21 protein-coding genes are annotated in these 21,647 nt (G+C 70.9%); 11 read left to right on the top strand and 10 right to left on the bottom strand.

The window, feature by feature from the left end:
* Positions 1-16 precede the first annotated feature (16 nt).
* The 5 genes from AC5RVZ_RS02455 to AC5RVZ_RS02435 form a co-directional block, all read right to left on the bottom strand.
* On the bottom strand, positions 17-1,198 hold the full coding sequence (locus tag AC5RVZ_RS02455; protein WP_494064189.1) for an NAD(P)/FAD-dependent oxidoreductase: 1,182 nt from the start codon (positions 1,196-1,198) through the stop codon (positions 17-19).
* 28 nt (positions 1,199-1,226) lie between these two features.
* Positions 1,227-2,285 carry a Gfo/Idh/MocA family protein gene (locus AC5RVZ_RS02450; protein WP_494064188.1) on the bottom strand — a complete coding sequence of 353 codons (1,059 nt, stop codon included), beginning with the start codon at positions 2,283-2,285 and terminating at the stop codon, positions 1,227-1,229.
* On the bottom strand, positions 2,285-3,055 hold the full coding sequence (locus tag AC5RVZ_RS02445; protein WP_494064187.1) for an amino acid ABC transporter ATP-binding protein: 771 nt from the start codon (positions 3,053-3,055) through the stop codon (positions 2,285-2,287). Before AC5RVZ_RS02445 ends, AC5RVZ_RS02450 begins: the two co-directional genes overlap by 1 nt.
* Entirely contained in the window at positions 3,052-3,846 is a 795-nt protein-coding gene (locus tag AC5RVZ_RS02440; protein WP_494064186.1) for an amino acid ABC transporter permease, read from the bottom strand. Before AC5RVZ_RS02440 ends, AC5RVZ_RS02445 begins: the two co-directional genes overlap by 4 nt.
* Positions 3,847-3,915: 69 nt before the next feature.
* Positions 3,916-4,794, bottom strand: coding sequence for an ABC transporter substrate-binding protein (locus tag AC5RVZ_RS02435; protein WP_494064185.1), 879 nt, complete (start codon positions 4,792-4,794; stop codon positions 3,916-3,918).
* Between the two features lie 173 nt (positions 4,795-4,967).
* Here AC5RVZ_RS02435 and AC5RVZ_RS02430 point away from each other — a divergent pair, with 173 nt between their 5' ends.
* Both AC5RVZ_RS02430 and AC5RVZ_RS02425 read left to right on the top strand, forming a co-directional pair.
* On the top strand, positions 4,968-6,056 hold the full coding sequence (locus AC5RVZ_RS02430; RefSeq protein WP_494064184.1) for a LacI family DNA-binding transcriptional regulator: 1,089 nt from the start codon (positions 4,968-4,970) through the stop codon (positions 6,054-6,056).
* Between the two features lie 85 nt (positions 6,057-6,141).
* Positions 6,142-7,131, top strand: a complete 990-nt coding sequence (locus AC5RVZ_RS02425) for a hypothetical protein (protein WP_494064183.1) — start codon at positions 6,142-6,144, stop codon at positions 7,129-7,131.
* 6 nt (positions 7,132-7,137) lie between these two features.
* On the opposite strand, the gene AC5RVZ_RS02420 is transcribed toward AC5RVZ_RS02425, so the two are convergent.
* The gene (locus AC5RVZ_RS02420) at positions 7,138-7,824 is read right to left on the bottom strand and encodes a FadR/GntR family transcriptional regulator (protein WP_494064182.1); all 687 of its coding nucleotides are present in this window, start codon (positions 7,822-7,824) and stop codon (positions 7,138-7,140) included.
* Complete coding sequence (locus AC5RVZ_RS02415; protein ID WP_494064181.1) at positions 7,821-8,591, bottom strand: SDR family NAD(P)-dependent oxidoreductase; 771 nt, start codon at positions 8,589-8,591, stop codon at positions 7,821-7,823. Before AC5RVZ_RS02415 ends, AC5RVZ_RS02420 begins: the two co-directional genes overlap by 4 nt.
* Before the next feature lie 20 nt (positions 8,592-8,611).
* On the opposite strand from AC5RVZ_RS02415, the gene AC5RVZ_RS02410 reads away from it, so the two are divergent.
* The 9 genes from AC5RVZ_RS02410 to AC5RVZ_RS02370 all read left to right on the top strand — a co-directional run bounded on the left by AC5RVZ_RS02410 (position 8,612) and on the right by AC5RVZ_RS02370 (position 18,618).
* On the top strand, positions 8,612-9,337 hold the full coding sequence (locus AC5RVZ_RS02410; protein ID WP_494064180.1) for an SDR family oxidoreductase: 726 nt from the start codon (positions 8,612-8,614) through the stop codon (positions 9,335-9,337).
* A gap of 239 nt (positions 9,338-9,576) precedes the next feature.
* Positions 9,577-10,500 carry a formate/nitrite transporter family protein gene (locus AC5RVZ_RS02405; RefSeq protein WP_494064179.1) on the top strand — a complete coding sequence of 308 codons (924 nt, stop codon included), beginning with the start codon at positions 9,577-9,579 and terminating at the stop codon, positions 10,498-10,500.
* Positions 10,501-10,595: 95 nt separating this feature from the next.
* Positions 10,596-13,172 (top strand): nitrite reductase large subunit NirB, encoded by a 2,577-nt coding sequence (gene nirB / locus AC5RVZ_RS02400; protein ID WP_494064716.1) that lies wholly within the window; start codon positions 10,596-10,598, stop codon positions 13,170-13,172.
* Positions 13,169-13,573, top strand: a complete 405-nt coding sequence (gene nirD / locus AC5RVZ_RS02395) for a nitrite reductase small subunit NirD (RefSeq protein WP_494064178.1) — start codon at positions 13,169-13,171, stop codon at positions 13,571-13,573. The genes nirB and nirD overlap by 4 nt, the downstream gene beginning before the upstream one ends.
* The gene (cobA, locus tag AC5RVZ_RS02390) at positions 13,570-14,802 is read left to right on the top strand and encodes a uroporphyrinogen-III C-methyltransferase (RefSeq protein ID WP_494064177.1); all 1,233 of its coding nucleotides are present in this window, start codon (positions 13,570-13,572) and stop codon (positions 14,800-14,802) included. The genes nirD and cobA overlap by 4 nt, the downstream gene beginning before the upstream one ends.
* A complete protein-coding gene (locus tag AC5RVZ_RS02385) occupies positions 14,799-15,944 on the top strand; it encodes a uroporphyrinogen-III synthase (protein WP_494064176.1) in 1,146 nt (381 codons plus the stop codon). The genes cobA and AC5RVZ_RS02385 overlap by 4 nt, the downstream gene beginning before the upstream one ends.
* A complete protein-coding gene (locus tag AC5RVZ_RS02380; RefSeq protein ID WP_494064175.1) occupies positions 15,941-16,666 on the top strand; it encodes a sirohydrochlorin chelatase in 726 nt (241 codons plus the stop codon). Before AC5RVZ_RS02385 ends, AC5RVZ_RS02380 begins: the two co-directional genes overlap by 4 nt.
* Before the next feature lie 83 nt (positions 16,667-16,749).
* A complete protein-coding gene (locus tag AC5RVZ_RS02375; RefSeq protein ID WP_494064174.1) occupies positions 16,750-17,508 on the top strand; it encodes a hypothetical protein in 759 nt (252 codons plus the stop codon).
* 36 nt (positions 17,509-17,544) lie between these two features.
* Positions 17,545-18,618: an FUSC family protein gene (locus AC5RVZ_RS02370; protein ID WP_494064173.1), complete on the top strand. Its 1,074-nt coding sequence runs from the start codon at positions 17,545-17,547 to the stop codon at positions 18,616-18,618.
* 18 nt (positions 18,619-18,636) lie between these two features.
* Here AC5RVZ_RS02370 and AC5RVZ_RS02365 read toward each other — a convergent pair whose 3' ends face one another.
* The 3 genes from AC5RVZ_RS02365 to AC5RVZ_RS02355 are packed head-to-tail and all read right to left on the bottom strand — an operon-like array spanning position 18,637 to position 21,627.
* The gene (locus AC5RVZ_RS02365; protein WP_494064172.1) at positions 18,637-19,758 is read right to left on the bottom strand and encodes an L-talarate/galactarate dehydratase; all 1,122 of its coding nucleotides are present in this window, start codon (positions 19,756-19,758) and stop codon (positions 18,637-18,639) included.
* 11 nt (positions 19,759-19,769) lie between these two features.
* Positions 19,770-20,693: a carbohydrate ABC transporter permease gene (locus AC5RVZ_RS02360; RefSeq protein ID WP_494064171.1), complete on the bottom strand. Its 924-nt coding sequence runs from the start codon at positions 20,691-20,693 to the stop codon at positions 19,770-19,772.
* On the bottom strand, positions 20,683-21,627 hold the full coding sequence (locus tag AC5RVZ_RS02355; RefSeq protein ID WP_494064170.1) for a carbohydrate ABC transporter permease: 945 nt from the start codon (positions 21,625-21,627) through the stop codon (positions 20,683-20,685). Before AC5RVZ_RS02355 ends, AC5RVZ_RS02360 begins: the two co-directional genes overlap by 11 nt.
* Positions 21,628-21,647: the final 20 nt, after the last annotated feature.

Raw genomic sequence — 21,647 nt, 5'->3', positions numbered from 1 at the left:
CGTCTCGGCACACCGGCTACTGCTGCGCGACGGGCTCCCACGCGCCGGTCGCGACGCCGTCCGACCTGCCCTCCGTCTCGGCCGCGAAGCGGTCGAGGCGGAACGCGGACAGCACGGGCGACGGCGCGCCGGTGATGATCTCCTCGGCTACGAGCTCGCCGAGGATGAGGCCGAGCGTCGCGCCCGAATGCGTGAAGAGCACCGAGAGTCCGTCGATACCAGGCACGGCGCCCACCACCGGCTCGCCATCCCCGGGGATCGGTTTGAAGCCGGCGCCGACGCGTGATGCGGTCAACGTGGGGTTTCCCGCGAGGACGCGCGAGGCCTCGTCGAGCAGCCCCTGCACCGACTCCTCGGGCACGGTGATGGAGCCGTCGTCGCCGACGAGCACGGACTTCTCGGCCCAGTCGGCGTCGAGCACGAGCCGTCCGTCCGGCGTCGGCCGCACCGCGACGCGCGGGGTGTTGAGCACGGTGCGCACCTCGAGATCGACCGGGTCGGTGAAGAGGACGAACGCGGCGGGCGTGGCATCCGGAACCGTCACGCCGAGCGCAGCGAGGTGCGCCGGCACGGCCGGACCGGTCGCCAGCACCACGCGGTCGGCGGCCAGACGCGTACCGTCGGCGAGCACGACCCCCATGGCGACCCCGTCCTGAACGTCCACTCGCGCCTCGCCGACGCCGGTCAGGACGCGAGCCCCCGCCGATTCCGCCTCCGCGATCAGAGCCGCGATGAGGTCGGGCAGATTCACCCAGCCCTCGGCGGGGTTGTAGATCGCGCCCTCGTCGGCGACGGCATCCTCGTCCACGTCCGGCGCGAAGCGCGCCACGTCCTCACGCGAGAGCCAGAGCGCGTCGTAGCCGCCGGAGCGCTCGAACGCGAAGGTCTCGCGGAAGCTCTCGTCGGGACCGGCCCATTTCAGCGCGCCGTCGAAGCGCAGGTACGACGCGCTTTCCGGCCGGCGCAGGCGCCACGTGCGGTAGCGCTCCATCGCGATGAGGCGCAGGTAGTGGTACTCGCGGGTGCGCGCGCCCGACGAGTTGAGCCACGCGATCGAGCGTCCGGACGCGCCGTCGGCGAGCGCGCCGGCGGTGACGAGCGTCACCTGTGCGCCGCTGCGGGAGAGGTGCGCGGCGGTCGAGGCGCCGAGGATGCCGCCGCCGATCACGACGACGGACGGGGACGGGGAGGTGGTCATGCGAAGTGTCTCTCTCGTTTCGTATGGTTCAGACGCGGGCGGATGCCTCGGCATGCGCCCGCTCGATCAGCTCGAGCACGCCGACGGCGTCGGCCGGGTCGACCGGAAGCGGTCCGTCGCCGCGGAGCGCGTCGGCGAGCAGCCGATAGAAGCCGCCGTAGTCGCCGCGCAGCGTGGGCACCCGCGTGACGTCGTCGCCGGCGCCGAGCACGCCCCAGCGCTCCTCGGGCGTCTCGCCGAAGCCCGGGTCGGTGGGGAGCGCCCCGGACTTGAGCGCCGGTTCCTGTCCGTCGAGACCCCAGCTGGTGTACCCGGCGCGTGAGCCGACGAGGTGGAAGCGCGGGCCGGGGACGGGCGCCAGGCCGTTCATCCACAGGTGCGACGTCACGCCCGACCGGTGCTGCAGCGCAAGGAACACGTCGTCATCGGCGACCGCACCGGCCCGGCGTCGCCCGACCTCCGCGTACAGGTCAGCGACGGGCCCGAACAGCTGCACGGCCTGGTCGATGAGGTGCGTGCCGAGGTCGTACAGGATGCCGCCGCCTTCTGCCACGGTCGCCTCGGTCTTCCAGGATGCCGGCACGGAGGGCTTGAACCACTCGAACCGCGACTCGAACCGGTTCACCTCCCCCAGCCGCCCCTCGGCGACGAGCGACCGGACGGTTCGGAAGTCGCCGTCCCACCGCCGATTCTGGAACACCGTCAGCTTCCGCCCCAGCCGCTCGGCCTGGGCGATCAGCGCACGCCCCTCCTCGGCCGTGACGGCGAAGGGCTTGTCGACGACGACGTCGAGTCCGGCATCCAGCGCCGCGGCGGCGAGCGCCGCGTGCGTGCCGCTCGGCGATCCGATCACGACGAGGTCGAGCTCCTCAGCGAGGTCCCACACATCCGAAGGACGGTCGACGACGCGAGCGGCGGGATGCCGCACCGCGGCCTCCGCCCGACGCTCCGGGTTCGAGGTCACGACGACGTCGAGCGAGTACGCGGGGTCCGCCTCGAGGAACGGCGCGTGGAAGACGCGCCCGGCGGTGCCGAACCCGACGACCGCCGTGCGGATGCGCGCACGCGGAGCCGTGGCATCCGTCATCACAGCACCTCCGAGAGGAAGCGCTGCAACCGCGGGCTCTGCGGGCGCTCGAAGAGGTCGTCCGGGTGGCCGGCCTCGACGACGCGGCCCTCGTCCATGAAGACGACCTGGTCGGCGACCTTGCGGGCGAAGCCCATCTCGTGGGTCACGACGAGCATCGTCATGCCGCGCTGGGCAAGGCCTGCCATGAGGTTGAGGACGCCCTTGACGAGCTCGGGGTCGAGGGCGCTGGTGGCCTCGTCGAAGAGCATGACCTCCGGCTCCATGGCAAGGGCCCGGGCGATCGCGACGCGCTGCTGCTGCCCGCCGGAGAGGTCGCGCGGCCGGTGGTCGGTGCGCTCGGCGAGCCCCACTTCGGCGAGCCGCTGGTGCGCGATCCTGCGGGACTCGCCCTTCGACAGCCCCTTCACGTGCCGCACCGCGAGCGCGACGTTCTCGAGCGCGGTGTGGTCGGAGAAGAGGTTGAAGTGCTGGAAGACGAGGCCGATGCGCTTGCGGACGGCATCCGGCTTCTTGCCGAGGATCGACTCCCCCGCCAGCAGCACGTCGCCGGACTTCGGCTCGTGCAGCCGGTTCACGCCGCGCAGCAGCGTGGACTTGCCGGAGCCGGAGGGGCCGATGATGCACGTCGTCGTGCCGGGGGCGACCTCGAGGCTCACGTCGCGGAGGACGTCGATCTCGCCGTAGGCCATGGTGAGGTTCCGCAGCTCGAGGCTGGAGCCGGCGTAGAACCGCCCGTCGGTGACAGGCACCGGTGAGGTGTAGGTCATGTGTTCTCTCCGTAGGTCAGCGCGGGGCTCGGAGTGCGGGTCTCCTCGACCTCGTCCAGGCCGCTCTTGGGCGGTGTCGCCTTGCGGCGTCCGGTGCGGAACTTGTTGTCGAAGTAGTTGACGAGGTGGGTCAGCGGCACCGTGATGACGAGGTAGAACATGCCGGCGAGCACCAGCGGCGAGAGGTTGCCGGTGAGCACGGCGGCATCCTGACCGACGCGGAACAGCTCGCGCTCCGAGACCAGGAGGCCCAGGAAGTACACCAGCGAGGAGTCCTTCACGATCGCGATGAACTGGTTCACGAGCGCCGGCAGCACCCGCCGGATGCCCTGCGGCACGACGACGAGCGCCATCGCCTTGCCGTAGCTCATGCCCAGGGCGCGGCACGCTTCGAGCTGACCGCGTTCGACCGACTGGATGCCGGCGCGGAAGATCTCTCCGATATACGCCGACGCGATGAGCGAGAGGGCGAGGATGCCGAGCGGGTACGGCGACGGTCCGAAGATCTGCTGGCTGACCCGGGCGAAGCCCTGCCCGATGAGGAGGATGGTGAGGATGGCCGGGAGGCCCCGGAAGATGTCCGTGTAGATGCGGGCGGGAACGCGCAGCCACCGCGCGGGCGAGATGCCCATGATCGCGACGACCATGCCGAGCACGATGCCGATGACGGTGGCGGCCACCGAGATCACCAAGGTGTTGACCAGGCCGATGGTCAGCAGCTGCGGGAAGACCTGCGCCATCGCCTCGAAGTCCAAGAAGGTCTTGGCGAGGTTGTCGAGCCAGTTGTCCATGGTCGGTTTCCTAAGAGAGGAGGGATGCCGGTGCGAGCCGTTCTGCGGCGGGCTCGCACCGGCGGGTCCTTACTCCGTCGGGGACTCCGACGGGGTCGGGGTCTGCTCGTCCGACGGGAGGTACTGGTCGGGCATCGGGGAGCCCGGGAACCACTTCTGGTACAGCTCCTTCCAGGTGCCGTCCTCCATGGCCTCGTGGAGCGCCTCGTTCAGTGCGTCCTTGAACGCGTCGTTGCCCTTGGCGATCGCGAAGCCGGCCGGGGCATCGAACGACGGGATGTCGATGGCGTTCTCGAGCCCGTACTGCTCGGCGTACTCCTTGGCCGCCTCGTAGTCGAGGAAGTGCGCGTCGACCGCACCGCTCACCACGGCCGAGATCGCGGCGTTGTTGTCGGGGAAGCGGACGAGCTCGGTGTCGGTGAAGTTCTTCACCGCGTACGCCTCCTGCAGCGTTCCCTGCACGACGCCGAGGCGCTTGCCGTCGAGGTCGCCCTCATCGGCGATGTCGGCATCCGGGCTCGCCATCACCGTGAGGTATCCGGCGAGGTAGCCGTCCGAGAAGTCGACGGTCTGCTTGCGCTCCTCGGTGATGCCGATCGCGGCGACGCCGACGTCGAACTGACCGTTCGCGACGGCCGCGAGAAGGCCCGAGAAGTCCTGGCCGGTGAAGACGACGTCGTCGATGCCGATGCGGTGGGCGACATCGGTGAAGAGCTCGACGTCGAAGCCGGTGAACTCGCCGCTCTCGTCGGTGAAGGTGTAGGGCTTGGAGTCGCCGAGGCTGGCGACGCGGATCTGGCCGGGCGTGATGAGCCCGTAGGGGTTGTCGTCGGCGCTGCCGGTCGCGCCGGAATTGGCGGCGCCGGATGCGCAGGCGGTGAGCGCCAGGGCGGTGGCCGCGGCGGCGACGGTGCCGATGACGGCGCGGCGGAGGGTGTGGAGCTTCACGGGAGTCCTTCCGGAAGGGTGCTGCAGTCGGTGGTCGGTTACACGGATGTTTCGGGGAGTTTTCCTTGGTGAGACCGGTCTCAAGTGGTTACATTGAGACCGGTCTCAATCCGTTTCCAGGGACAGTACGTGACACTCTGGAGCGAAGTCAAGGAAAAAGTCCGGGAGGACATGTGAGCGCCGACAACGGCACCGGGAACGGCCACGGCCGGCGCGAGGTGACGGTCACCGATGTCGCCCGAGCGGCCGGCGTCTCTAAAGCGACGGCGGCCAGAGCCCTCGGCGACTACGGCGCGGTGAGCGAATCGGTGCGTGACCGGGTGCAGGCGGCCGCCGAGGAGCTCGGCTACCGCCCCAACGCGCTGGCGAGGACGATGAGCACCGGCCGCTCCAACACCATCGGCATCGTCGTCGGCGACATCGAGAACCCGTTCTTCGCGCAGGCGACGCGGGGAGCATCGGATGTCGCCGCTGCCGCCGGTCTCGACCTCATCCTCTCCAACTCCGACGAAGACCCCGAGACCGAGGCCAAGGCCCTGAGCGTGCAGCTCGCCAAGCGCGTCGACGGCCTCCTCGTCGCCCCCGCCTCATCGGTCGACCCCGGCAACCTCCGCCCCGTCCTCGACGCCGGCCGACCGGTCGTCCTCTTCGACCGCGCGGTCGCAGACCTCGAGGTCGACACGGTCATCGCGGCGAATCGCACCGGTGCGCGTACCCTCACCCAGCTGCTGCTGGATGCCGGACACCGCCGCATCGCCTTCATCTCGACGATCGACCATCCCGGGGACTATCGGCTCGGCGATCAGATCCTGGCGACGTCGGTCGCCGATCGTGTCGACGGCTTCGTCGGCGCGCTCACGGATGCCGGCGTACCGGATCCCGCGTCGTTCGTGCACCTGAACGCCCGCCGGGACGGGGTCGAGGCGCTCACGCGCCGGCTCCTGCAGGATGCCGACCTCGGCATCACCGCGATCGTGAGCTCGGACAGCCTCATCGCGCTCGGCGTCTACCGAACCGCGCTGACGCTGGGCCGCCGCATCCCCGACGACCTTTCGCTCGTCGCCTTCGATGACGCCGACTGGACCGGCGTCAGCACCCCGACCATCACGGTCATGTCGCAGCCGATTCACGAGATCGGCGCCGAGGCGGCGCGGCTGCTGATCCGGCGGATCCGCGGGGACGGCGCCCCGCCGGTGACACGGGTGCTCGAGCAGCGGCTGGTCCCCCGGGAGTCGGTCGCTCCCCCGGGCGCTGGTCGTTGAGCATCCTGTAGCGAAGGGCCATTGTCGGCGCGCGCGGGCTGCGCCACTATGGTGCTGCGCACGTCCGACGAGGGAGGGGGCGGCCATGCCTGACGACCGTGACAACGAGGACTGGCAGACGGACGTCATGCGGGTGGTGACGGATGCCGAGACCACCACCGGTCGCCGCCCGCAGCGAGATCCGGCCCGCCGTGCCGTCGCGAGGCGCGAAGTCGCCGATCTGCTCGCGGAGCAGGTGGGCGGGCGCGGAGATGACGGGCGCGTGCGCGCGGTGCGAGAGCGCCATCTGGCTGAGCTGACCCGCGCGGCGGACGAAGAAGAGGCCGCCGCCAGAGCCGAGGCGGGCGCGTCGTTGCGCAACCTGACCGAGGCGATGCAGATCCGGATGGCGGGCGTGCAGCAGCTGAACGCACTGCCACCCGGCAACTTCACGACCATCACGGTGCGGAAGCCGTTCATGATCTGGGCGGGCAAGCACAGCAGCGCGATCCTCGACGACACCTTCATCGACGACGACGACAGCTGGGCAAAGGTCCACGTCTACCTGGATGAGGACGACGACGAAGGCCCGCCGACCCAGGCCGGTGAACGCCGGGTCAGCTTCTGGTTCACGTGGCAGAACGACAGCGACTTCTTCGCGGTGATCAGCGCCCACACGTACATCGCCCTCAACGGCTACATCCGGGTCGGCGCCAACGGCAGCGCATGGAACATCGTGCTGGCGGGTCCGTGGGTGACCAACATGTGGCTCCGCGCATCGCTCAGCTGGTGGCGCTGGTGGCAGCAGCCACAGGTGCGCACCGAGCTGCAGAACCTGACGGTGACGGGCGTGACGCTCGAGAACGGGGTGCTCGGGCAGGTGCACGGCGAACGCGTCAACCGCGTGGAGCGCCTCGAGTCGGGAGCGGAGTACATCACCATCCCGCCTCGTGAAACTGTGGTGCTGGAGGTGGCGGTGTCGTTTCCTGTGGGAATCGAGGAGGACGGCGGTTCCGTCGACTTCGACTTCTCGACCGGCGACTTCCGCATCGTCTGCCCCTGGATGAACATCCTGCTGCTGACCCCTGCCCCGTAGCGTCGCCTAACGGATCAAACCGACCTGCTCCCGCGTCCCCCGGATGAGAACCGAGGCTGCCGCTTCCGCACTGTCGGCATCGCCGGCTCGCACTGCCCGGAGGATCTGCTCGTGCCGGTCGAGCGCGTGCGGCGTGTGCTCGGAGAACGCCGGCACCTCGGAGTGATAGCGCGCCCCGAGCGCCGCGTGCACCGTGCCCCACAGCTGTCGGAACAGTCGGTTGCCGGAGGCGAGCACGAGCGTCCGGTGGAAGTCGAGGTCGGCTCGCGTGAAGTCTGCGACATCGCCATGCTCGAACGCCTCGCGCATGCGCTCGAGGTGCGAGTCCAGCTCCTCATGCTCGGCTCCGGTCGCCCGCTCCGCGGCCAGCCGCGCCGCGACCGGCTCGATCGCCGCGCGCAGGTCGAGAAGCTCCTCGAGCTGAGCCGAAGAGTCCGGGGTGCCCGTGCGCCAGCGGATCACGTCGGGATCGAGCAGGTCCCAGCTCTCCTCAGGCTGGACCACCGTGCCGACGCGCGGCCGACCGCGGACCATGCCGCGCGCCTCCAGCGAGCGGACCGACTCGCGCGCCACCGTCCGCGAGACGCCGTGGCGCGCACCGATCTCGTCGACCGAGATGGCGGTTCCTGTCGGCCAGGCTCCCGACGCGATCGCGCTGCCGAGCGCGTCCACGAGATCCTGCTGCAGGCTCACTCGCGCGACTCCCGCCAGTCGTAGGCGCGCCGCGGGATCTGCGTCGCGAGCTTGCCGCCGCTGACGTCCACGAGCGTGCCGGTGATGTAGCGCGCCCGGTCGCTCGCGAGGAAGCACAGAAGATCCGCCACATCGTCGGGCGACTCCCACCGCCGCAGGGTCAGCGTGTCGAGCAGCTCGTTCTTGGTGGCATCCGGCATGTCGGCGAAGCCGTTCATCGCCGTCGGCACCATCCCGGGCGCGTAGGCGTTGACCGTGATGCCCCACGGGCCGAGCTCTCCGGCGATCACCCGCGTCATCTGCACGACGGCCGCCTTGGACGCCGCGTAGGCCGCCGCACCCACGGGCGGATTGATCGCGGCGAACGAGGCGGCGTTCAGGATCGACCCCGCACCGGCGCGCTTCATGCCTGGGATGACGGCGGCGCACATGACGGCGACGCCGACGACGTTCACGTCGAGGCACCGGCGCCACTGCGCCGCTGTCAGCTCGTCCACCGGACCGACGACGTTGACGCCCGCGTTGTTGATCAGCACGTCGACCGCCCCGTGCTCCTTCTCGATGGCCGCGACCTCGCGCGCCACGGCGCTCTCGTCGGTCACGTCGCACACGGCCGATCCCGCCCATCCGACGGCATCCGCGGGCGGAACCACATCGAACCCGTAGACGTGCGCGCCTTCGCCGGCGAAGCGGTCGGCGATCACCCGGCCGATGCCGGCGCTGGCACCGGTCACGAGAACGGTCCTGTCGTGGAAGTCGAGGTGCATGGCGAAATAGTATTACTGATATGACGGAAGCTACACGCACGCGTCGCGCCTGGATCGTCGGTGGCGGCTCCGGGATCGGACGCGCCGTCGCCCACGCCGCTGTGGACGCCGGCTGGCGGGTGACGGTATCGGGCCGGCGCGGAGAGGCCCTCGCGCAGACGCAGGCGACGGCATCCGACCCGGCGTCGGTGGCGACCCTCCCCTTGGATGTCGTCGCGGAGGATCCGCGCGACCGTATCGCCGAGATCCTTCGGGCCGACGCGGGCCTCGACGCGCTGGTCGTCGCCAGCGGAACGAACAACCCGCGACGCCGCTGGACCGATCACGACATCGACGACGTGCACCGCGTGATCGAGACCAACCTCGTCGGCGTGCTGCGCGTCGTCGATGCCGCGCTTCCCGCACTTCGCCGCGCCGGCGGTGTCGTCGTCATCGTGTCGTCTTACGCGGGGTGGACGCACTCCCCCGGCGCCGGCGCGGCCTACTCGGCGAGCAAGACGGCGCTCGCCTCCGTCGTGCGGACGATCAACACCGACGAGGCCGCGAACGGCGTCCGGGCGTGCCATCTGTGCCCCGGCGACGTCGACACCGACTTCCTCGAGATGCGCCCGTCCGTGCCCACGGCGGAGCATCGCCGGCGGATGCTGACCCCCGGCGATGTCGCCCGCGCGGCGATGTTCGCGATGGATGCCCCCTCCCACGTGCGCATCGACGAGCTCGTGATCTCGCCGGTCTCCCAGGTCTGACAGTCGCCCGCCGCGGAGCAGCCGAGCGGAGCGGCGCCTCCCACACGCGCGAGGCATCCCGGTCGCTCCGACGCGCCCGCGGTCACAGCGCACGGTCTTCCTCACTTCCCGCCCCTTCCCGTTGAGAGGGAGAGGTAACGAGACCGTCCCTTGCGGGGTCGTCCCCGGGAAACATCGCCGACCTAGCTTCGAAGCGTCGGCCACTCCCGGCATCCGTCCACGGAGGAGAGGACCCCCTCATGACGTACGTCAAGCCCGCAGAACTCGTCGGAACGATCATCGACGCCGGCGCGTCGAAGGTGATGCTGTCCACGCGCGACACCCTCGTCCGCTCGATCATGGGCGGCGCGGTCCTCACGATCGCCGCGGCGTTCGCGGTGACCGTCTCGGTGCAGACCGGCATCCCGCTGCTGGGCGCGCTGCTGTTCCCGGTCGGCTTCATCATGCTGTATCTGCTCGGCTACGACCTGCTCACGGGGGTCTTCGTGCTCGCACCGCTGGCCTGGCTCGACCGGCGGCCGGGCGTGACGATCGGCGGCATCCTGCGCAACTGGGGGCTCGTCTTCGTCGGCAACTTCATCGGCGCGTTCACCGTCGCGGTGCTCATGGCGATCGTCGTCACGAACGGCTTCGCCACACCGCCGAACGAGGTCGGCGAGGCGATCGGCCACATCGGCGAGGGCCGCACCGTCGGCTACGCCGAGCACGGCGCCGCCGGCATGCTGACGCTCTTCATCCGCGGCGTGCTGTGCAACTGGATGGTCTCGACCGGCGTGGTGCTGTCGATGGTCGCCAAGGATGTGCCCGGCAAGGTCATCGCGATGTGGATGCCGATCATGCTGTTCTTCTTCATGGGCTTCGAGCACTCGATCGTGAACATGTTCCTGTTCCCCTCGGGCCTGCTGCTCGGCGGCGACTTCACGATCATGGACTACCTGATCTGGAACGAGATCCCGACGGTGGTCGGCAACCTCGTCGGCGGCCTGGTCTTCACCGCGATCCCGCTCTACCTCACCTACGCCCGCGCCACGTCGCCCCGCACGCCCCGCCTCTCGCGCCGCGGCATCGCCGGCCGAACCGCCGAGCCGACCGCGACGGATGCCTCCGCACCGGCGCCGGCCGCCGCATCCGAGCCGCGCGAGACCGCGCCCGCCGGCGTCTGAGCACCGGAACCGAAGGAGACGTCATGGCACGCATCGTCAAGAGCCCGAAACATGACGCTGACGCGGGCGCAACACCGGACACCTACCGTGAAGTCATGAGCTCCACCGGCCCCACCTCGCGCGTGGTGGTCGTGGGAGCCGGAATGGTCGCCCACCGCTTCCTCGAGAGCCTGCTCAGCCGCACCGAGGAGAACCTCCGGGTCACGGTCATCGGCGAGGAGAACCGCCGCCCCTACGATCGCGTGGCGCTCACCTCGTTCTTCCAGGGGTCGACGACCGACGACCTCACCCTCGACACCGCCCACCTCGACGACGAACGCGTGCGCTTCCTCGCGGGCGACCCGGTGGTGCGGATCCACCGCGACGAGCGCGTCGTCGTCACCCGCAGCGGCGCGAAGATCGCGTACGACCGCCTCGTGCTGGCGACCGGCTCGTACGCCGCGAAGCTCGCGGTGGACGGCTTCGCCCTCGACGGATGCTTCGTCTACCGCACGCTCGACGACGTCGAGCGTCTGCGCGACTTCGTCGCCCGCCGCTCCGCGGAGCTCGGCCGGCCGCTCGTCGGCACCGTGATCGGCGGCGGCCTGCTCGGACTCGAAGCCGCCGGCGCACTCGACGGCCTCGGTGTCGCGTGCACGGTCGTGCAGTCCTCCGACCGGCTGATGTCGGCACAGCTGGACCGGCCCGCGGGCGATGCGCTGCGCCGCCTCATCGAGAAGCGCGGCATCCGGGTGCGGACCGAGTCGATCACCACCCGGCTCGACCCCGACCGGTCGGGCCAGGTGACGGGCCTGGAGTTCCGCGACGGCACGTACGAGCGCACCGACGTCGTCGTGTTCACCGTCGGCGTCCGCCCCCGCGACGAACTCGCGCGCGAGACGGGCCTCGACGTCCATCCCCGCGGCGGCGTCGTCATCGACGCGGGCTGCGTGACGAGCGACCCGTCCATCCTGGCGGTCGGCGAGGTCGCGAGCTTCGACGGGATGTGCGCGGGCCTCGTGGCTCCCGGCTACGCGATGGCCGAGGTCGCGGCGACCCGGCTGCTCGGCGGCGAGGCGTCGTTCCCCGGCTACGACCTGTCCACGAAGCTCAAGCTCTCCGGCGTGGATGTCGCCAGCTTCGGCGACGCGTTCGCCGAGACGCCCGGTGCGCTCGACGTCGTCTACGCCGACCCGGCCGCCGGCGTCTACAAGAAGCTGGTGCTCTCCGACGACGCGAAAACCCTGCTCGGCGGCATCCTGGTCGGCGACGCATCGGCGTACGGAGCATTGCGTCCGCTCGTGGGCGGCGCGCTCGGCGGCGATCCGGCCGCCTACCTCCTGCCCGAGGGCGGCACCCCCGCGCCGACCGGCGAGCTGCCCGACGAAGCCCTGGTCTGCTCGTGCAACAGCGTCTCGGCGGGCGCCATCCGTCACGCCGTCCACGAGGACGGCTGCACGGATGTCGCCGGCGTGAAGGCATGCACGAAGGCCGGAGCGGCGTGCGGTTCGTGCGTGATGATGGTCAAGAAGATCGTCGGCGCGGAGCTCGCGAAGACCGGGGCCGCGCTCAGCTCGGCCCTGTGCGAGCACTTCGCGATGTCGCGCCGCCAGCTCTTCGACGCGGTGCGCGTGTCGGGGCTGCGCACCTTCAGCGCCGTCATCGAGCGGTTCGGCTCGGGGCGCGGCTGCGACATCTGCAAGCCCGCGCTCGCCAGCATCCTGTCGACCCTCACCGGCACGCACGTGCTCGACGGCGAGAACGCCGCCCTGCAGGACACCAACGACCACGTCATGGCCAACCTGCAGAAGGACGGCAGCTACTCGGTGGTGCCCCGCATCCCGGGCGGCGAGATCACGCCCGAGGGGCTCGTGGTGATCGGCGAGGTCGCGCGCGACTTCGGGCTGTACACGAAGATCACCGGCGGCCAGCGCATCGACATGTTCGGCGCGCGCCTGGAGCAGCTGCCCGACATCTGGAAGCGCCTCGTGGATGCCGGGTTCGAGTCGGGCCACGCCTACGGCAAGTCGCTGCGCACGGTGAAGTCGTGCGTGGGCTCGACGTGGTGCCGGTACGGCGTGCAGGACTCCGTCGGCATGGCCGTCCAGCTCGAGCTGCGCTACCGCGGTCTGCGCTCCCCGCACAAGATCAAGCTCGGCGTCTCGGGCTGCGCCCGCGAGTGCGCCGAGGCGCGCGGCAAGGACGTCGGCGTCATCGCCACCGAGGCCGGCTGGAACATGTACGTCGGCGGCAACGGCGGCTTCACCCCGCGCCACGCGGTGCTCCTCGCCGAGGGGCTGAGCGACGACGAGCTCCTCACCGCGATCGACCGGTTCCTCATGTACTACATCTTCACCGCCGACCGGCTGCAGCGGACGGCGCCCTGGTTCGAGGAGCTCGAGGGCGGCATCGAGGGCCTGCGCGCGGTCATCTTCGACGACAGCCTGGGCATCTGCGCCGACCTCGATGAGGCGATGTCCCGCCACGTCGACGGGTACGAGGACGAGTGGAAGGCCACCCTCGAGGACCCCGACAAGCTGCGGCGGTTCGCCTCGTTCGTGAACGCCCCTGCGACGCCCGACCCCGACCTCGCGTACACGGCCGAGCGCGGCCAGCCGCGCCCCGCCACCGACGCCGAGCGCGCGGACCCGCGGGTGCTCATCGCCGGCACGACCTTGGAGGTGCGCCGATGACGATCGTCGAACTGCCCACCGCGACGGCGCATCGCACTGTGCCGCCCGGCTGGGTCCGCGTGTGCGCCCTCGCCGACCTCGAGGTCGAGCGCGGCCGCGCGGCGCTCGTCGACGGCACGCAGCTCGCGCTGTTCCTCCTGCACTCTGCTGTCGAGGGCGGGGGCCGCGTGCACGCCGTGTCGAACCGCGATCCGTACAGCGGCGCCAACGTCATCTCGCGCGGCATCGTCGGAACCCGGCAGGATGCCCCGACCGTGGCCTCGCCGATGTACAAGCAGGTCTTCGACCTGCGCACCGGAGCGTGCCTGGACACGCAGGGCAAGGAGCCGAAGTCGCTGCGCGTGTGGCCGGTCGCGGTCGACGACGGCCAGGTGCTCGTGCGATGGGGAGAAGGCTCATGACGACGCTGCTGGGAATCTCGCTGACCGGACGCCGTGTCGTCATGGTCGGCGGCGGATCGGTCACCGCCCGCCGCCTGCCGCGGTTCCTCGACGAGGGCGCCGACATCGTGGTGGTCGCCCCGGAACTGAGCGATGGCGTGCGTGAACTGGTCGAACGGCACGCCCTCTCATGGATGCCGCGGCCGGTGCGGGCCGCCGACATCACCGACGCGTGGCTCGTGCACACCGCGACCGGCGACAACCGCGTCGACGCCCGAGTCGCCGCCTGGTGCGAACGACGCCGGACGCTGTGCGTCAACGCGTCCGACGGCGCCCACAGCACCACCCGTCTCGCGGCCGAGAGCCGGTCGGGGGACGTCGTGGTCGGCGTGGTGTCGGACACCGGCGTCGACCCGCGCCGGGCGGCGCGGCTGCGCGACGCCGTGGCATCCCTGCTGCGCGACGGCAGGCTTCCGCTGCGGCGACGCCGGGCCGGTGGCGCGGGGCGTGTCGACCTCGTGGGCGGCGGTCCCGGACCCGCGGACCTGCTCACGGTGCGCGGGCGGCGTCTGCTCGCCGAGGCGGATGTCGTCGTCGCCGACCGCCTCGGCCCGACCGACGTGCTGAGCGAGCTCGAGCCCGACGTCGAGGTCATCGACGTCGGCAAGCGGCCCGGTCACCATCCGGTGCCGCAGGACGAGATCAACGACCTGCTGGTCGACCTCGCCCGGCAGGGCAAGCGGGTGGTCCGCCTCAAGGGCGGCGACCCGTTCGTCTACGGCCGCGGCGGCGAAGAGGTCGCCGCGTGCCTGGCCGCCGGCATCCCGGTCGACGTCACCCCGGGTCTCACCAGCGTCGTGTCCGTGCCGCAGGCGGCGGGCATCCCGGTCACCCACCGCGGCACGTCGGTCGGCGTGCACGTCGCGAACGGACAGGGCGAGCTGTCGCCCTCGACGCTCGCTGCCCTCGCGGATGACTCCGTGACCACGGTCGTGCTGATGGGCGTCGCGGCGCTCCCCCGGCTGGTCGCGGCGGCGCGCTCGGCCGGTGCGCCGGAGGATCGTCCGGTCGCGATCATCGAGCGCGGCCACACGCCTGAGCAGCGCACGACCCGCTCGACACTGGGCCGCATCGTGGCGGATGCCGCAGCCGCGGGCGTCCGCAACCCCGCCGTGATCGTGATCGGCGACGTGGCACGCGCCGGGCTGCTCCTGCCCGCGCACGCCCTGGCAGGTGATGCGTCGCGTTGACCTCTCCCGCCCGCCCCACCCTGTCGGCGGCCCTCGACGGCTGCACGATCGTCATCGCCGTGGATCGCCGATCCTCGGAGCTGGCGGCCGCCCTGGAGCGGCACGGCGCGGTGGTGCGGCATGCGCCGGCGCTCACGATCGTCCCGCACATCGACGATGAGGCGCTCATCTCGGCGACCCGCCGGCTGATCGCCGAGCCACCGGATGTGGTGGTCGCGACGACGGGCGTGGGCTTCCGCGGGTGGATCGAAGCGGCCGACGAGGCCGGTCTCGCCGAAGACCTGCTCACGGCGCTCAGGCGGGCCCAGATCGTCGCGCGCGGCCCGAAGGCCCGGGGAGCGATCCAGCAGGCGGGCCTCACGGCCGACTGGGTCGCTGAATCCGAGACGTCGGCAGAGCTCGGCGAGTTCCTGCTGGCCGAAGGCGTCGCCGGGCGCCGGGTGGCGGTGCAGCACCACGGGTCGGGCGCCGACGGGCTCGACGAGCTGTTCACGCGCGCGGGCGCCGAAGTCGTGAGCCTCACGGTCTACCGGTGGGGGCCGCCGCCGGACCCGGCCGCGGTGTCGCGATCGGCCGCGGCTGCCGCGGCGGGCGAGGTCGACGCGGTGCTGTTCACGTCGGCACCCGGGGCGGCCGAGTGGCTCGCCGCCGCCGCGCGCGAGGGCGCGCTCGATCGCATCGTCGCGGGCGCGGCATCCGGTCAGGTGCTCATGGCGGCGGTCGGCCCCATCACCGCGGGCCCGCTGGTCGACGTCGGCATCGAGCCGCTCATCGCCGAACGCGGACGACTCGGCTCGCTCGTCCGCGCCGTCGTCACGCACTTCGGCGGCGGCCGCGCCCCGTCGGCGCAGACGGCGGCGGGACGGCTGGAGCTGCGCAGCGGCGGCGCCGTGCTCGACGACCGGCTCATCCCGCTCTCGCGGACCGGCGTCGCGGTCCTGCGCGAGCTCTTCGTCGCTGCCGGCGCCGTGGTGCCGCGGCAGCAATTGCAGACCGCGCTCCCCCGCTCGGGCGACAGCGCTCACGCGGTCGAGATGGCGGTCGCCCGGCTGCGGGAGGCCCTCGGCCCCGACGTCATCCGCACGATCGTCAAGCGGGGCTACCGTCTCGACGTCCTCGAACAGAAGGAGGGTCCGGCGTGACTCCCACACTCGTCGCCTGTTCGCACGGCACCAGCTCGGCCGCCGGCCGCGCCGCGATCACCGAGCTCGTGGACCGCGTGCGCGCCGTGCTGCCGGACACCGAGGTGCTCGAAGCCTTCGTCGATGTGCAGTCGCCGTATGTGGCCGATGTTCTCGCGGCGTGCGCGCCCACGCGGCCGGCCGTCGTGGTGCCGCTGCTGCTCTCGACCGGCTACCACACCCAGGTCGACATCGCCCGCGCCGTGGCCGCGCATGCCGGTCGCGCGGTGGCCGCGCCGGCGCTCGGACCCCACGAGCTCCTCGCCGAGGTGCTGCACTCCCGCCTCGACGACGTGGGCCTCTCACCCGCGGATGCCGTCGTCCTGGCCGCTGCCGGTTCGAGCGACCCCGCGGCCGAGACGGACGTGCGCGCGATGGCGGACCACCTCGCCGCGCGGCTCGGCACGCGCGTGGACGTGGGGTTCGCCGCGGGTGCGGGTCCGCGGATCGACCGCACGGTCGCCGCGGCGCGAGCACACGGTGCAGACCGGGTGGTGGTGGCGAGCTACGTGCTCGCCCCCGGACACTTCGCCGACGTCATCGCCCGCGCGGGAGGCGATGTCGCGACCTCGCCGCTCGCGCCCGACGAGCGCGTCGCTGCCCTCATCGCCGAACGCTTCGCGGCGGCCTGTGCCCGCTTCGGCGCAGTGTCACCGGCGGGCGGCATCCTGTCGCGCGGCTGAGCCGCGCGCCCGCATCCCTCGATCCGGAGCGCTCTCGCTCGGTGCATCTACCGCCCGGCGAGGCCCGGGTGGACAATGACGCCATGGCGGCCGATGCGGCCGGCGCTGCCGACCAGCCCGTGAGCCCGGCACCCGATCGGGAGTCCGACGCCGCGCTCGCACGCCGCGCGCAGATCCTCGCGACCGAGCACTGGGGCCTTCTCGCCGCGCGCGGCACGGCGCAGAACGAGGTGCTCACGCGCATCACGATCTTCCTGACGCTCGTCTCGGCGGGCCTGGTGACCATCGGCCTGCTCGGGCAGGCGACCGACTTCGGCGACGGCTTCGCGCCGGCATCCCTGACGATCCTCGGGTTCCTCATCACGGTCGGTCTGCTGACGCAGATCCGCGTGTTCAACGTCGCCGAAGAGGACATGATGTTCGTCGTCGCGATGAACCGGCTGCGCGGCGCCTACGTCGACCTCGACCCGGCCGTCGAGGAGTACTTCCTGCAGTCGACCACCGACGACCAGCTCGGCATGCAGATCACCTACTCGTTCCTGCGGTGGCGCAGCGACTCGTCGCAGGTGCTCGGCAGCTCGGCCTTTCTGATCGCGGTCGTGAACGGCTGTGTCGTCGGACTCTTCGTCGGCGGCGTGAGCGTGGTGGCGGGCGCTGCGCTGGCGTGGGCCATCGTGCTGGCCGTGGTCGCGGCCCTGGCCGTCGTGTTCCTGTCGTCGCTGCGGGGATATCACGGCTACCGCACCGCCTGGCGGCGATACGTCCCACGGCGGACGAGGGACGGCCTTCCACCGCACCTGCAGCCTGAAACGCGGCGCCGCGGAGCGCACGCGGCATCGTGACCGAGGTCGGGCAGGCCGGCGACGACAATGGAAGGGATGTCGACCGGATCCCAGCCAACCGCTGACCACCCCGAACACCACTGGCTGTCCGACCTCCGGCACGGGTTCGCCAGTCTGATCCGGTTCGGCGCTGCACCGGCCCCGCGCTGGCCGCTCGCCACCCAGGCCGCCCTCGCCGTTGCCGTCCCCATCGCCGTGATGACCCTGCTCGGACGGCCCGAGCTGGGGTATCAGGCGGCCTCGGGCGCGTTCGCCGCCCTGTTCGCGTCGCACCTCGCGGCGATCGACCGGGTGAGAGTCGTGCCGCTCGTCGGCGTCGGCCTCCTGACCGCCGCGGTGCTCGGCGCGCTTGCCGGCTCCTCGCCCGTCGCCACCATCATCGGCCTCGTCGTCGTGGCGATCGGAAGCGCGGCGCTCGCTTTCGGCTTCTCGCTGGGTCCGCCGGGACCGCTCTTCTTCGTTCTGACCTTCGGGCTCACCGCCCACATCTCCGCCGCCGGCGCCGACGTCCTGGTGTACCTGTCGGCGCTGACGGCGGGCATCGTGTTCGCGTGGCTGCTCACCGCGGCGCCGCTCCTGCGCCGACGTGCGAGACGGATGCCGCGACACACGCTGCGCACGCTCCTGCCCGGTCCCGCGTGGCCACCGGCCGCCCGCATCCTGCTGCTGCGCGTCGCGCTCGTCGCGGTGGTGGGCGCCGCCGTGGGAGCGTGGCTCGATCCCGAGCGCGCCTACTGGGTCGTCGGCTCGGCCGTCGCGGTGATCGGGATCGCGGCGGACCGCCGGGCGGCGTTCAGCCGCGGCATCCATCGCATGACGGGCACGGTCGCCGGCGCGGGGCTCTTCCTGCTCCTCGCGCCGCTGTCGCCCGTCGGGCTGTGGCTGGCACTGATCCTCGGCGTGCTGCAGTTCGCCATCGAGATCGTCGTCGTGCGGCACTACGCGCTCGCGCTGACGTTCATCACGCCGCTGGTCCTGCTGCTGACCGGCGCGGTGACCGCCACCGTGGACTCCCCCGCCATCGCCTCCGAGCGGATCATCGACACGATGGCCGGCGCCGTCCTCGGTGCGATCACCGGGGTGCTGCACTCCGGGCGACGCCCGATCTGACGGCGGCGCGAGGCGCGATCAGGACACGACGAGTCGCTCCGAGACCCACCCGCGCGCCTGCTCGCTCAAGGTCAGCCCGAGCCCGGGTCGCTCGGGCACGAGCATCCGTCCGTCCCGGATCTCGAGCCGCTCATCGAACAGCGGCGTCAGCCAATCGAAGTGCTCGACCCAGGGCTCGCGCGGATAGGCCGCCGCGAGGTGCACGTGCAGCTCCATCACGAAGTGCGGCGCCATGTCGAGGTGGGCCTGATCGGCGAGCGCGGCCGCCCGCAGGTATCCCGTCACGCCGCCGAGGCGAGGGGCATCGGCCTGCACGATGTCGGCGCCCCGACGGTCGATGAGCGTCGCGATGTCGCCGACGCCCGTGAGCATCTCGCCCGAGGCGACGGGCGTGTCCAGCCGCGCGGCGAGGTCGGCGAGGCCGTCGAAGTCGTGCGCATCGAGCGGTTCTTCGATCCACGCCAGGTCGAACTCCTCGAGCAGCCGCCCGGTCCTGAGCGCCGTCGCACGGTCCCACTGCTGATTGGCATCCACCATCAGCGGCACCCTCCCGCCGATGTGCTCGTGCACCGCGCGGACCCGCTCGAGGTCGCGAGCGACGTCGGGCTGGCCGACCTTGATCTTGATGCCGCCCAGTCCCGACGAGAGGGAGCGCTCGACGTTGTCGAGCACCTCGTCGAGCGGAGCATTGAGGTATCCGCCGGAGGTGTTGTAGACCCGCACCGAGTCGCGGTATGCGCCCAGCAGCCTGGCCAGCGACACCCCGGCGCGTCGCGCCTTCACGTCGAACAGCGCGATGTCGATCGCCGCGATGGCCTGCACGGCGATCCCGCCTCGCCCGGCCGCCGCGCCTGCCCAGAGCAGCTTGTCGTGGATGCGCGAGATGTCATTCGGGTCGTCGCCGATCACCTCGTGGACGACCTCTCTCGCATGCGCGTACTGCGCTGGACCGCCTGCGCGCGTCGAGTAGGTGAACCCGAGTCCGTGCAGGCCGTCCGCCGTGCGGACCTCGGCCGTCACGACGCTGATCTCCCCCATCGGACGCTGCCGCCCGGTGAGCACCTTCGCGTCGCTCATCGGCCGGGCGAGCGGCACCGAGAGGAGCGACAGCTCGACCTCGTCGATGCGGTCCGAGGGCATTCGCGGGCCCGTCACTTGCCGCCGGTCGTCGCGATGCCCTTGAGCAGGAATCGCTGACCGAACAGGAAGATCAGGAACACCGGGAGCAGAGACACGATCGACATGGCGAACAGCGAACCCCACGAGGAGTCCGAGCTGGCGTCCACGAAGGCGCGGAGCGCGACCGGCACGGTGTACATGTCGGGCTTGGTCAGATAGATGAGCTGCCCGAAGAAGTCGTTCCAGGTCCAGATGAACGTGAAGATCGCCGTCGTGGCGAGCGCGGGCACCATCAGGGGCAGGATGATCCGGAAGTAGATGCCGAAGTGACCGCAGCCGTCGATGCGCGCCGCCTCGTCGAGCTCACGCGGGATGCCGCGGATGAACTGCACCATCAGGAAGATGAAGAACGCCTCGGTGGCCAGGAACTTGGGCACGATGAGCGGCAGGAAGGTGTTCACCCACCCCAGCTGGGAGAAGATGACGTACTGCGGCACGATCACGACGTGCACGGGCAGCATGATGGTGGCCAGCATGGCGGCGAACATCAGCGCGCGGCCCCGGAAGCGCAGGCGCGCGAAGGCGTACGCGGCCATCGAGCACGACAGCAGGTTGCCGACGATCGAGCCGAGCACGATGATCGCCGAGTTGACCATGTAGTGCCCGAAGGGCTCGCTCAGCGCGTCCCAGCCGTCGATGTAGTTCGAGATCTCGAAGCTGTCCAGCAGCAGCCCCGGAGACCGGAAGATCTCCTCGTTGGGTCGCAGCGAGCTGACGACCATCCACAGCAGCGGATACATCATCACCAGGCCGCAGGCGATCAGGATCGCGTGCTTGACCAGGCGGCGCATCGCCATGGACCTCAGCAGTCGCCGGCGCGAATCCGACAGCGCATCCGGTCCGGTGGTCGCGGGCTCGCGGGCATCGGTCGTGGCAGGAGCGAGCTCAGTCGTCATAGAACACCCAATATTTCGACGCCACGAAGTTCACGACCGTGAACATCGCGATGATCACCAGCAGGACCCAGGCCATCGCGGATGCGTAGCCCATGTCGAAGTTGTTGAAACCGGTCTGGTACAGGTACAGCGTGTAGAACATCGTCGAGTCGGCGGGTCCGCCGGAGCCGTTCGAGACCACGAAGGCCTGCGTGAAGGACTGGAAGGCGCCGATGATCTGCAGCACGAAGTTGAAGAAGATGATCGGCGTCAGCAGCGGCAGGGTGATCCTGAAGAACTGCCGCATGCGGCTCGCGCCGTCCACCGAGGCGGCCTCGTAGTACATCGTCGGGATCTGCCGGAGGCCGGCCAGGAAGATGATCATCGGCGCGCCGAAGGTCCACACGCTGAGGATCACCAGCGTGTCCAGAGCGGTGTCGGGCGAGGACACCCAGCCCTGACCTTCGATCCCGAGCAGTGCCAGCACCTGGTTGACCAGACCCTCGATGCCGAAGATCTGCCGCCACAGCACCGCGATGGCGACGGATCCGCCCAGGAGCGACGGGAGGTAGAAGATCGAGCGATAGATCGCCAGCCCTCGGAGACCGCGATCGAGCACCACCGCCAGCAGCAGCGCGGCGATCAGCTGCAGCGGCACCGAGATGAAGACGAAGCGGAACGTCACCCCGAACGAGTTGTGCAGACGAGCGTCGTCCAGCATCCGGGTGAAGTTGTCCAGGCCGATCCACTCGGGAGCCTGCAGCAGGTTGTAGTCGGTGAAGGACAGGTACAGCGAGACCGCCATCGGGCCGATGGTGAGCAGCACCATGCCGATCATCCAGGGCAGCAGGAAGAGGTAGGCGGCACGACCCTCGCGGCGCTCCGCCTTGCTCGGCTTGCCGGTCCGTCGGACCTTCACCTTGCGGATGTTGACCAGCTCGGTCATCGCGCTCATCGGCGCACCATCCGAGTCCG

This window comes from Arthrobacter sp. Cza30 (genome assembly GCF_059090765.1).
The sequence above is the reverse complement of the archived record's forward strand: the minus strand, read 5'-3'. Positions and strand labels throughout refer to the sequence as shown.